The sequence below is a fragment of the Palleronia abyssalis genome, assembly GCF_900302445.1.
GTDB classification, from domain to species: domain Bacteria; phylum Pseudomonadota; class Alphaproteobacteria; order Rhodobacterales; family Rhodobacteraceae; genus Palleronia; species Palleronia abyssalis.
Window position 1 is genome coordinate 69331 of sequence record NZ_ONZF01000004.1, and the last position, 11600, is coordinate 80930.

At 64.9% G+C, this 11600-nt stretch carries 12 protein-coding genes; 5 read left to right on the top strand and 7 right to left on the bottom strand.

What is annotated here, in order from left to right:
- Positions 1-2: 2 nt before the first annotated feature.
- Entirely contained in the window at positions 3-257 is a 255-nt protein-coding gene (locus PAA8504_RS10545) for a BolA family protein (protein WP_108894155.1), read from the bottom strand.
- A 75-nt stretch (positions 258-332) separates the two neighbouring features.
- Here PAA8504_RS10545 and PAA8504_RS10550 point away from each other — a divergent pair, with 75 nt between their 5' ends.
- Together PAA8504_RS10550 and PAA8504_RS22060 are read left to right on the top strand one after the other, a co-directional pair.
- Entirely contained in the window at positions 333-965 is a 633-nt protein-coding gene (locus PAA8504_RS10550; protein ID WP_108894156.1) for a J domain-containing protein, read from the top strand.
- Positions 966-1270: 305 nt separating this feature from the next.
- The gene (locus PAA8504_RS22060) at positions 1271-1432 is read left to right on the top strand and encodes a hypothetical protein (RefSeq protein WP_181375782.1); all 162 of its coding nucleotides are present in this window, start codon (positions 1271-1273) and stop codon (positions 1430-1432) included.
- 53 nt (positions 1433-1485) lie between these two features.
- On the opposite strand, the gene PAA8504_RS10555 is transcribed toward PAA8504_RS22060, so the two are convergent.
- From PAA8504_RS10555 to PAA8504_RS10570, 4 genes are all read right to left on the bottom strand, one after another.
- Complete coding sequence (locus tag PAA8504_RS10555) at positions 1486-2805, bottom strand: TRAP transporter large permease (protein ID WP_108894157.1); 1320 nt, start codon at positions 2803-2805, stop codon at positions 1486-1488.
- Between the two features lies 1 nt (position 2806).
- Positions 2807-3379: a TRAP transporter small permease subunit gene (locus PAA8504_RS10560; RefSeq protein ID WP_108894158.1), complete on the bottom strand. Its 573-nt coding sequence runs from the start codon at positions 3377-3379 to the stop codon at positions 2807-2809.
- 69 nt (positions 3380-3448) lie between these two features.
- On the bottom strand, positions 3449-4456 hold the full coding sequence (locus tag PAA8504_RS10565; RefSeq protein ID WP_108894159.1) for a TRAP transporter substrate-binding protein: 1008 nt from the start codon (positions 4454-4456) through the stop codon (positions 3449-3451).
- Between the two features lie 13 nt (positions 4457-4469).
- Positions 4470-4985, bottom strand: a complete 516-nt coding sequence (locus tag PAA8504_RS10570) for a gluconokinase (RefSeq protein WP_219928924.1) — start codon at positions 4983-4985, stop codon at positions 4470-4472.
- 103 nt (positions 4986-5088) lie between these two features.
- Here PAA8504_RS10570 and gntR point away from each other — a divergent pair, with 103 nt between their 5' ends.
- Positions 5089-6129: an HTH-type transcriptional regulator GntR gene (gntR, locus tag PAA8504_RS10575; protein WP_108894160.1), complete on the top strand. Its 1041-nt coding sequence runs from the start codon at positions 5089-5091 to the stop codon at positions 6127-6129.
- Positions 6130-6150: 21 nt separating this feature from the next.
- Here gntR and rhaI read toward each other — a convergent pair whose 3' ends face one another.
- Both rhaI and PAA8504_RS10585 read right to left on the bottom strand, forming a co-directional pair.
- Positions 6151-7425: an L-rhamnose catabolism isomerase gene (gene rhaI, locus PAA8504_RS10580; RefSeq protein WP_108894161.1), complete on the bottom strand. Its 1275-nt coding sequence runs from the start codon at positions 7423-7425 to the stop codon at positions 6151-6153.
- Between the two features lie 46 nt (positions 7426-7471).
- Entirely contained in the window at positions 7472-9574 is a 2103-nt protein-coding gene (locus tag PAA8504_RS10585) for a bifunctional rhamnulose-1-phosphate aldolase/short-chain dehydrogenase (protein WP_108894402.1), read from the bottom strand.
- Positions 9575-9749: 175 nt separating this feature from the next.
- Between PAA8504_RS10585 and PAA8504_RS10590 the strand changes: the two genes are divergently transcribed.
- Both PAA8504_RS10590 and rhaS read left to right on the top strand, forming a co-directional pair.
- Positions 9750-10550, top strand: a complete 801-nt coding sequence (locus PAA8504_RS10590; protein ID WP_108894162.1) for a DeoR/GlpR family DNA-binding transcription regulator — start codon at positions 9750-9752, stop codon at positions 10548-10550.
- 24 nt (positions 10551-10574) lie between these two features.
- Entirely contained in the window at positions 10575-11570 is a 996-nt protein-coding gene (gene rhaS, locus PAA8504_RS10595; RefSeq protein WP_108894163.1) for a rhamnose ABC transporter substrate-binding protein, read from the top strand.
- Positions 11571-11600 lie beyond the last annotated feature (30 nt).

The window sequence follows — 11600 nt, forward strand, 5'->3', positions numbered from 1 at the left end:
GCTTAGCCCGCGTCGATCGACAGGGCGTGAATCCGGCCGACCAGTTCGGGACCCAGTGCCTCGTGGATCGCCCTGTGACGCCCGATTCGCGACATATCCGCCAGATCGGCGGCGCGAATCCTTACGGCAAAGTGGCTTTGACCGCCTTCGGGCGCACCTGCATGGCCCGCATGCAGGGCGGATTCGTCCTCAACCGCCAGTTCGGATGGGTCGAACCGATCCTGAAGGCGTGATTTGATCTCATCGGCAACGCGCATTAGACAACCTTTCCTCTTCATCTCTCGGGCGGAGTCTCTAAACTCTCGGCTCCGACCAGGACAAGGAGCAGTTCCATGTCGAAAAGCGATCCCTTCGGGTTCGACATCCGCGTCTCTTCGGCCAAGAAGAAGAATCCGCGTGGCAAACGGGGCATGTCCGGCGCGTTCGAAACCTCGACCCGCGTCTGCGAGCATCCCGGCTGCGAGGAGAAGGGGGTCTACCGCGCCCCCCGCTCTCCGGACCATCTCGACGAGTATCTGTGGTTCTGCAAGGATCACGTGCGCGAATACAATCTGAAGTGGAACTTCTTCAACGGCCAGACCGAGGAAGAATTCGCCGAACAGATCGACAAGGACAAGGTCTGGGGCCGCGGCACGAAGCCCTGGCGTTCGGACGAGCACAAGGCCTGGGCGCGGCTTGGCGTTGACGATCCGCATCAGGTGCTGGGCAACAACGCCACCCGCAATCCCGGCAAGTCGGAAACCGGCGGCACCACCCGGCGCCTGCCCCCGACCGAACGCAAGGCGCTGGAGATCCTCGAAGCCAAGGATCACTGGACCAAGCCCGAGATCCGCAAGGCCTACAAGGCGCTGATCAAGGTGCTGCACCCCGACATGAACGGCGGCGACCGCAGCCAGGAAGAACAGCTGGGCGAAGTCGTCTGGGCCTGGGACCAGATCAAGGACAGCCGCCACTTCACCTCTTGAAGCGGCGTTACGCGGAACGAACGGGAACGGGCGACCCGACCCCCACCCGTTCCATGCCATGGTCCGGCTGAGCGATCCCGGAACTCGCAGCGAAACGACCGCTGCGGGTCCTCCTTCCAATGTGTCAAGCTGCGCCTCGCGTCTTTCAGGGGGCAGCGCCGAGATGCCGATCCTGAGCGGATCAGATCAATCTGGCCGCCCACGAAGACCTGGGGAAACAATCGGAACGGCAGTTGACCTGCAATGCAGCATCGATGATGGCTGAGGAGCTTTCGATTTCAGAAGCGCCATTGCGAGAAACCTGAATGATGAGCCTCTCGAAGATGTTTCTGTGGCCAGGAACCAAGTTCTGCGAATATTTCTCGCTCGACCCACAAAGTGAGGCGGGCCTGATGCTGCGCTGGGTGGTCAACGCAATGTTCTACACTGCGATCGGCCTTATCGTTGTCTGGACCATCGCAGCATAACTCCATCGACGCGCTTGCCCCACGTCCCGCTTGTTTCTGTCAGTACACAGCCCCTAGCGCCCGGTGATCCCCGGGAACGCGATCAGCACGGCCAGCCCTAGGATCTGCAACGCGATGAACGGCAGCAGCGACTTGAAGATCTCGCCCAGGCTGATGTCGGGCGGCGCGACCGATTTCAGGTAGAACGCGGCGGGACCGAAAGGCGGTGACAGGAAGCTGACCTGCATGTTCATGCAAAACAGCACGCCGAACCACACCGGGTCATAGCCCAGATCGGTGATGATCGGCACGAAGACCGGCATCGCAAGAAGCGCGATCCCAACCCAGTCGAGGAACATCCCCAGAAGGAACAGGATCGCCATCATGAACAGCAGCACGACCAGCCGGTTGTCCGAGATGTTGGCGACCAGCGACTGGATGAACTCAAGCCCCCCCATCAGGTTGAACACCCCCACCAGTGCCGACGCTCCGATGCCGATCCAGACGATCATGCCCACCGTCTGCAATGTCTGAAGGGCCGCGCCCTTCATCAGCGACAGCGTGAACTCCCCCCGCAGCATGGTCGAGACCATGACCCCCAGTACGCCAACTGCCGACGCCTCGGTCACGCTGGCGATGCCGCCATAGATCGATCCCAGAACGCCGATGACCACGAGGATCGGAAGGATCAACCCGCGCAGCAGCTTCAGCTTTTCGGCGGAGGTGGTCGTTTCGTCAAGCGGCAGCGCTGGCGCGGCCTCGGGGTTCAGCCACCCGCGGAACAGCACATAGGCGACGTAGAACCCCGCTAGCATCAGCCCCGGCAAAAACGACGCGGTGAACAGGTCCCCGATCGAGACATTGGCCGTCAGCCCGTAGATGATCAGCACGATCGACGGCGGCACCATGGTCCCCAGCGCCCCGCCCGCGCAGACGACCCCGATGGCCAGCCTGCGGTCGTATCCCAGCCGCAGCATCTGCGGCAGCGCGATCAGGCCCAGCAGCACGATCTCGCCCCCGATGATTCCTGACATGGCCGCCAGGATCACCGCGACGATGATCGTCTGGATCGCGACCCCGCCCCGCAGGCGCCCGCCCACCAGCTTCATCGCGTCGAAGAGATCCCGCGCGATCCCGGACCGGTCCAGAATGGCGGCCATCAGCACGAACATCGGGACCGAGACGAAGACGAAGCTGGAAACGAAGGAATAGACGCGGCTGGTGATCAGCGGCACCGCCATGGGGCCGAACCAGCCCAGCGCGAAGATCAGCGCGACAAGCAGCGTGACGAACGCCAGCGGGATGCCCGTGACCAGCAGCACCAGCAGCATGGCGAACATGGCATAGGTCGCCGTTTCGACGCCAAGCCCCTGGAGGGATCCGAACACTTCCATCTCAGCGTTTCCCGCGTGCGTAGTTGATTGTCAGGATCACGAACTGAAGCGCCATGACCGTCAGAACCGCGAACAGGAACACCTTCAGGGCGCCGGGATAGACCGGGTTCCAGGCGCTGCCCGACCGCTCCAGCCGGAAGTCGCCCGCAGGCGTGAAGGCGGCACGTTCGACCATCAGCCATGCTGCGTAGGCGAACATCGCCGCCGACGCGGCGCAGATCACCGAGATCACGACGTCAAACGCGCGTCTGATGCGCGGCGGGATCGCGTCATAGATCAGCACGACGCGGATATGGCTGTCGCGCGCGACGCAATAGAGGCCGCCATAGACGAAGGCGATGCCCGACAGGAAGATCGTCGTCTCGTGCGCCCAGGTGGTGGGGCTGTTGAAGAAGTATCGCAGGACGACCTCCTGGATCAGGATCAGCATGGCCGCGACGATGCCGATGGCAAAGATTATCCCGCCCTTGGAAATCCAAGCGCCCAGCAAACCCGCCTGCGGGATCGGCCCGCCCTCATCGCGATGCGGCGTCTCGCTGGCACCGTGGTCGATGTCGTCCTTCGCGTCGGTCATCCGACAGCCCCCTCCCAAAAAGAAAGGGCCGGCTCCGGGGTGGAGCCGGCCCGACCTGGCCGTGCCAGATTACATCAGGCCCTGTTCGGTCAGGTAGGCCGTCAGCGTGTCATACACCTTCTGGGCGTTCTCGGACCGCTCGGCGACCTTCTCCCACTCGCCCTGGGCGATCTGGCGGAACTTCGCACGCTCTTCGTCGGACCAGTCATGGACCGTCACGTCGCCCGAGGCCTTGGCCTCTTCGACCGCCTGCTGATCGGCTTCCTGCAAAGCCGACACCTGCATGCGCGAGAATTCCTGCACCGACTCTTCCAGCGCGGCGCGCTGCTCGTCGGTCAGGCTGTCCCACTTGCCCTTGTTCATCGAGATCTCGACCAGCGGCATCGAGTGGAAGCCGGGATAGACCGGGTGCGGGGCGACATCGTGCATGCCCTGCGCTTGGTTGGTCGAGAACACGGTATAGTCGGCCGCGTCGATCACGCCCTTGTCGAGCGAGGTGAACACTTCCGATCCGGGCAGGTTCACCGGCGCGGCACCCGCGGCGGCAAAGACCTGCTGGACCAGCCCTTCCGGCGCGCGCAGCTTCAGGCCCTGAAGATCGTCCACACCGTCCAGCGGCACCTTCGACACGAAGGCTTCCAGCCCCGGGGTCGTCGCGCCGATGAACTGCAGGCCGTAGGGGTTCAGAAGCTCGTTCATCAGCTCCTTGCCGCCGCCGGTCTCCATGAAGTCGAACATTTCCTGCGGGTCGCCCCAGGCGCCCACGGGGTTGGCGATCAGGCCGAAGGCGGCGTCCTTGCCCGCGAAATACGACGTGTCGGTCACGTGCCCGTCCAGGATACCGGCGGCGATGGCGTCCTGCGTCTCGTTATGGGCGACGATGGATTCGACGGGCAGAAGGTTGATCTCGATGGCGCCGTCGGTCTTTTCCGACACGCTCTCGGCCCATTGCTGCTGCAGCTGGAAGTTCGGGTTGCCCGCCGGGTCGGACGACTGGAAGCGCAAGGTCATGTCCTGCGCGAACGCGGCCGAGGCGGTGCTCATGGCCAGCAATGCGGTGATCGTAAGGGTCTTCATGGTTATCCTCCCACTAGGAATTGGCCGGCCGCGCAGTGTCTTGCGACCGGGTTACGAAGTCATAGGCCGCCGCGGCCAGTCGGTCGGGCGGGTCGGTGATCTCCAAGGTCAGGACGTTGTCCCCCTCGGGCGGTTCGAGGTCGGCAAGCTGGCTGTCGATCAGGCTGGTCGGCATGTAATGCGCGGTGCGCCGCGACATGCGCGCAGTGACAAGCGGGCGGCTGCCCTGCAGGAACACGATGTCCATGTGCCCCAACCGCTCGACCAGCCGCGCGCGATAAGCACGCTTCAGCGCCGAACAGGCGATTACGGTGCTGCTGCCGGCGTTGATCGCGGCCTCGGCCACGCGGTCCAACCAGTCCCACCGGTCGATGTCGGTCAGGGCCTCGCCCCGGGCCATCCGCTCGATCGCCTCGGCAGCGTGGTGATCGTCGGCTTCGACCAAAGGACGGCGCAGATGCGCGGCCAGAAGACCCGCAACGGTCGTCTTGCCGGTCCCGCAGATGCCCATCACCAGGATGTGCCGCAAAGCCTGTCCCCCCTAGATTCAGCTGCCACCAATACGCATGACAGCGTTGTCATGGGCGCAATGCATATTGACAGCGCTGTCATACGTCAAGAAGAGTCTCGCCATGCCGAACTCGGAGAATAACGGGCGGAAATCCCCCCGGCGTGTGACCCTGGCCGATGTCGCTCGCGAGGTTGGCGCCTCGACGATCACCGTCAGCCGCGCCCTGCGCCGCCCTGAAATGGTGTCGGAAGGTTTGCGCCAACGCATTTCCGCGGCGGTGGCCGATCTGGGCTATCTGCCCGACCCAGCCGCGCGGGCCTTGGCCTCGCGCCGCAGCGACGTGATCGGGGTGATCATCCCGTCGGTGACGAACAGCGTCTTTGCAGACGTGCTATCGGGCCTCTACGACACCGTGGGCGGCACGCCCTACAACGTCCAGCTCGGCAACACCCGCTATCGCCCCGAGATCGAGGAACAGCTGATCCGCATCTTCCTCAGCCAGCGGCCCGCGGGGCTGATCGTGGCGGGGATCGACCAGACCGACTCCTCGCGCCGACTTCTGGAGAGCGCCGATTGCCCCGTCGTCCAGATCATGGAGCTTGCGTCGGACCCGGTGGACATGCTGGTCGGATTCTCGCACCGCGCGGCGGCACGGGCGGCGACCGAACACTTGCTCGACCGGGGCTATACCGCCCCCACCTTCCTGGGGGCCCGCATGGACCCCCGATCCGAACGGCGCTTGCAGGGTTTTCGCGACGCGCTGGACGCGGTCGGAATGTCCACCGAAGGGCGCGAGCTGACGACGACCGAGCCGTCCAGCGTCCACCTCGGCGGCGCGCTTCTGGATCGCCACCGCGCCCGCGCGCCCGGGACGGACGCGGTGTTCTGCAACAACGACGACCTTGCGCTGGGGGCGGCCTTCGCGGCCCAGCGCGCCGGGCTGAAGGTCGGCCGCGACATCGGCATCTGCGGCTTTAACGACCTCGAGGTCATGGCCGCCGCCCACCCCAGCATCACCAGCGTCAGGACATTCCGCCGCCAGATGGGCGAAACCGCCGCGCTGCGAGTCCTCGACCACCTTGGCGGCAAGGAGACGGGACCCCGGGTCGTCGACCTCAGTTACAAGCTGATCCCGCGCAGCAGCACGGATCGTGGGGCGTAACCAGACGCCTCTCCCAAGCCGTCAGACGATCCCGCCGCCACCGCCGGCCGATACTGGCCGCGCTTCGGCCACCTGAGCACGGTATCCGGCGGTGCGGTAGGTCACGAGCGGATCGACCGCACACCCTTTCTCGAACCGTGCCATCTGCAGGATCGGCGTCACGTCGGTGCGGAACGCGCGCTTCAGCGTCTCGGACGCCATCAGCGCGTCGTTCTCGTCCTGATAGCCCGCCAGCGCCGCGCGATCCACGATCAGCGCCTGCGCATAGGCGCGCTGCACTTCCATGGCCGAGTTCATCAGGCTCTCGATCGGGTCGGTGACGTTGTGGCTCTGGTCGAGCATATGCGCCGGGTCGAAGCCCGGCGTATCGGCCGCGTTGACCAGCTCGTTGAACACCAGGAACAGGCGGTAAGGATCGACGGACCCGGTATCCAGATCATCGTCGCCATACTTGCTGTCGTTGAAGTGGAACCCGCCCAGCTTGCCGAACTGGATCAGCCGCGCGACGATCATCTCGATATTCACCGTCGGCGCGTGGTGGCCGAGGTCGACGAGGCAGAAGGCCCGCTCGCCCAGCTCCTTGGCGATCAGGTAGTTCGTGCCCCAGTCCTGCACGACCGTCGAATAGAAGGCCGGCTCGAAGATCTTGTGCTCGGTGAACAGGCGCCAATCCTCGGGCAGCTTGCCATAGATCGCGCGGGCCGAGTCGAGATACCGCTCGAACTGCTTGGTCATGTTGACCTGCCCGGGGAAGTTCGACCCGTCGCCGACCCAGATCGTCAGCGCCTTCGACCCGATCTTCTGGCCCAGCTCCATGCAGTAAAGGTTATGCTCGACCGCCTGCGCCCGCGTCGCCGCGTCGGTGTGTGACAGCGACCCGAACTTGTAGCTATGCGCCTGACCCGCAGCGTCCGAGAACGTGTTCGAGTTCATCGCGTCGAAGCCAAGCCCCAATTCCTCGGCCTTGGCGGTCAGGTCGGCGGGGGCGGCATCGTCCCACGGGATATGCAGCGACACGCGCGGGGTAGCGCCCGTCAACTGGTGGATCACGCCGCAATCGTCGAGCTTGTCGAAGATCGAGGCCGGCTCCCCCTGCCCCGGAAAGCGCGCGAACCGCGTGCCCCCGGTGCCGACGCCCCAGGACGGCACCGCGATGCCGTAGCCCGCGACCTTGTCCTTGACGGCGGCGATGTCGATGCCGCGCCGGTCCAGCTGCTCGGCCAGCGCGTCGTAATCTGCGCGCAAGCGTGCCTCGTCTGCCTCATTCGCGGCGGCGATGGTGGTCTTGTCGATCATGTTATCCTCCCGTTCGGATGCGCGGGGGTTGCCCGCGCACCGAAAATTACCGCGTGAACGATTGCACGTTGCCCGCATCCACGTTGACGATGTTGCCCGTCGATTTCGCGCTTTCGTCGCTGGCGAAGAAGTAGCAGGCGGCGGCGATGTCCTCGGGCAGCACGCTGCGCTTCAGCAGGCTGCGCTCGCGGTACATCTCTTCCAGCCCCTCCTTGTCGGTCCCGTAGGTGCTGGCCCGCTGGTCCAGCCACTCGCCCGACCAGATCTTGGACCCGCGCAGCACCGCATCCGGGTTCACCGTGTTCACGCGGATGCCCTCGGGCGCGCCTTCGAGTGCCAGGCACCGCGCGAGGTGGATTTCCGAGGCCTTCGCCGTGCAATAGGCCGACGCGCCGGGCGACGCGGCAAGCCCGTTCTTCGATGCCACGAAGATCATCGACCCGCCGATGCCTTGCGTTTTCAGCATCTTGAACGCCTCGCGGCTGACTAGGAAGTAACCGGTCGACAGGATCGACATGTTCTTGTTCCACAGCTCGAGCGTCGTGTCCTCGACCTTCGCGGACGAGGCGATACCGGCATTCGACACCACGATATCCACGCCGCCGAACTCGACCGCCATCTCGGCATAGGCCGCCGCCACCGCGTCCTCAGAGGTCACGTTCATCTCGACCGTGCGCACGACGTCCTTGCTGAACCGTCCCGCAAGGTTCTCTTTCGTCGCCGCCAAAGCCTCCGCGTCGATATCGGCCAGCATGACGCAGGCCCCTTCGGACAGGTACTTCTCGGCCGTTGCGGCACCGATGCCGCCCGCGCCGCCGGTGACGATGGCGATGCGCCCCGCCAGCGACTTGGGCTTCGGCATCCGCTGAAGCTTGGCTTCCTCAAGAAGCCAGTATTCGATGTCGAACGCCTCCTGCTCGGGCAGGCCCTGATAGGTGCTGACCGCGTCGGAATTGCGCATCACGTTGATCGCATTGACGTAGAACTCGCCCGAGATCCGCGCCGTCGCCTTGTCCTTGGCGAAGGTGATCATGCCGACGCCCGGCACCAGGTAGACCACCGCGTTGGGGTCGCGCATGGCGGGGCTGTCGTCGTACTTGCAGCGCTCGTAATAGGCGGCGTAATCGGCGCGGTAGTCCTCGACCATGCCCTTCAGCTTGTCGAGCGTGCCGTCCACGTCCGGGTTCGCCGGATCGAAATCCACGACCAGCGGGCGGATCTTGGTGCGCAGGAAGTGGTCGGGGCAGGACGTCCCCAGCATCGCCAGCGGCTGCATGTCCTTGGCGCCCACGAATTGCAGCACCGCGTCCTGATCGTCGAAATGCCCGACCTTGTGGCTTTCGCCCGAGATCATGCCTCGGATCGCCGGCATCAACGCCGCGGCCACCCGGCGGCGGTCCTCGGCGGGCAGCGGCTTGTGCACCTCGCCGCCGAACGGCGCGACCCCTTCGGTCTTCTGTCCGAACCACTCGATCGCCCGGTTGATCGTGTCGAGCGTCAGGCCGTAGCATTCCTCGGCATCATCGGCCCAGGTGAACAACCCGTGGCTTTCCAGCACGACGCCCTTGGCATCGGGGTTCTTGACGCAGAAATCCTCCAGCCACAGGCCCAACTCGTAGCCCGGCTTCTTCCAGGGCAGCCAGCCGATGGCGTCGCCATAGATCTCCTGCGTCAGTTCCTTGGAATTCTCGGACGCCGCGATTCCGATGACCGCATCCGGGTGGACGTGATCGACGTGCTTCTTCGGCACATAAGCGTGCAGCGGCGTGTCGATGGACGCCGCGCGCGGGTTCAGGTTGAAGGTCGAGTGCGGCAGGTAGCCGACCATCTCGTCCTCGTACTCCACGCCGCGATACTTGCCCTTCAGCGCCCGCAGCTTGTCCATGTAGAGCGTCGCGAACCCGGCCATGTCGATCGACCCGATATCCCCGCCCGAGCCCTTGACCCACAGAACCTCGACCTCGTCGCCGGTCAGCGGATCGGGCTGCATCACCTTGGCCGACGTGTTGCCCCCGCCATAGTTCGTCACCCGCTTGTCCGATCCAAGCAGGTTCGAGCGGTAGAGCAGCTTTTCAGGCTCGCTCATCGACGCGGCCTTGCCGGCGTCCCATTGATTTTCGATGTGCCCGGTCGCGATGTCTTTGGCCATGCTGTGCCCTCCCATGCGGCTATCCGTTTGCGCGGGACACTCGACCGGGTCGCGCCACAAGTCAATCCTTTTCGATCATGTTCGATCATGCTGCGCCGCAGAACCGCCACCCTTGATTGTTTTTGATTGACATGAGGCCCCTTCCTCGCAAATCTTGACGTCAGGGGAGGAACCGATGATCGAAAGCGAACGCCACCGTATGATCCTGTCGGCCGTCCAGGCCCGGCCCGTGGTCACGGTCGCCGAGATCTGCGAGTTGACCGAGGCGTCCGAGGCCACCGTCCGCCGCGACATCGCCACCCTTCACATGCAAAAGAAGGTCCGCCGGGTCCGGGGCGGCGTCGAAAGCCTCGCGCCCCCGCAATTCGTCGGCCTCTCGGGCCGCCCGTTCGAGATGAACGCCACCCGCCACGTCGCCGCCAAGCGCGCCATCGCGCAAGCGGCCGTCGAAATGTGCGAGGACGGCGACGCCATCATCATCAATGGCGGCACGACCACGTTCCAGATGGTCCACCCGCTGGCCAACCGCCGCTGCCTTGTCTTCACCAACAGCTTTCCGATCGCGGAACACCTGCTGAAGCAGTCGAAGAACACGGTGATGATCGCGGGCGGCACGATCTACCGCGAACACAACATCGTCCTCAGCCCGTTCGAGAACGACGTGACCCGCAACTTCGCCGCCAAGCGCATGTTCCTGGGCGCGCAAGGCGTGTCGAAGCTGGGCGTGATGGAGCAGGACCCCCTCATCATCCAGGCCGAGACCAAGCTGATCGGCCAGGCGGACGAGGTCGTGTTGCTGGTCGACAGCTCCAAGTTCCGCAACCGCTCGGCGCTGATCCTGTGCCCGCTCGATCGGATCACCACCATCGTCACCGACGACGGCATCACCGACGCCGAGGCCGCGATGATCGAGGCCGCTGGTGTGTCGCTGACCGTCACCACCCCGAACCGCGCCAACGAAGCGCGCACGGGATAACGCTCACCAATGGGAGGAAACCACATGAGCATCACCAGACGTATCGCCATCGCCACGGGGCTGACCGCAGCCCTCATGGGCACCACCGCCATGGCACAGGACAATGTGCGCATCGCCCTTGTCGCCAAGTCGCTCGGCAACGGGTTCTTCGAGGCCGCCGCGCGTGGCGCCGAAGAAGCCGCCGAGGAACTTGGCAATACCGAGATCATCTATACCGGCCCCACCTCCACCACCGCCGAGGGCCAGATCGAGGTCATCAACTCCCTCATCGCCCAGCGCGTCGACGCCATCGCGATCTCGGCCAACGACCCCGACGCCGTGGTCCCCGCCCTGCAAAAGGCCATGCAGCGCGGCATCACCGTGATCTCGTGGGACAGCGGCGTCGCCCCCGAGGGCCGCGAGATGCACCTCGCCCCCTCGTCCGATGAACTGATCGGCGCGACCATCATCAAGCTTGCCGCCGACCAGCTGCCCGAGGGCGGCAAGGTCGCCGTCCTGTCGGCCACCTCGACCTCGACGAACCAGAACACCTGGATCGAAGAGATGAAGTCGAACATGGACCAGTATCCCGACATCGAACTGGTCGCGACGGTCTATGGCGACGACCTCGCCGACAAGTCCTACCGCGAGACCCAAGGGTTGCTGCAATCCTACCCCGACCTCGACGCGATCATCGCGCCGACCTCGGTGGGGATCGTCGCCGCCGCTCAGGCCGTGCAGGACGCCGGCAAGGTGGGCGAAGTGAACGTGACGGGCCTTGGCCTGCCGTCCGAGATGGCCGGCGCCATCGAATCCGGTGCCTCCGAGTCGTTCGCGATCTGGAATCCGGTCGATCTGGGCTACGCCACCGCGATGCTCGCCCACAACCTCGCCACCGACGCGGCCACGGCCGAACCGGGCGCCGAGATCGGCATGGGCCGCATGGGCACCGCCACGCTGGACGACGACAACCAGGCCGCGATGAGCGAGCCGTTCACCTACGACGCCTCGAACATCGACGAGTTCAAGAGCGTCTTCTGATCCTCCACCGCCACCGGGACCGGCCTTCGC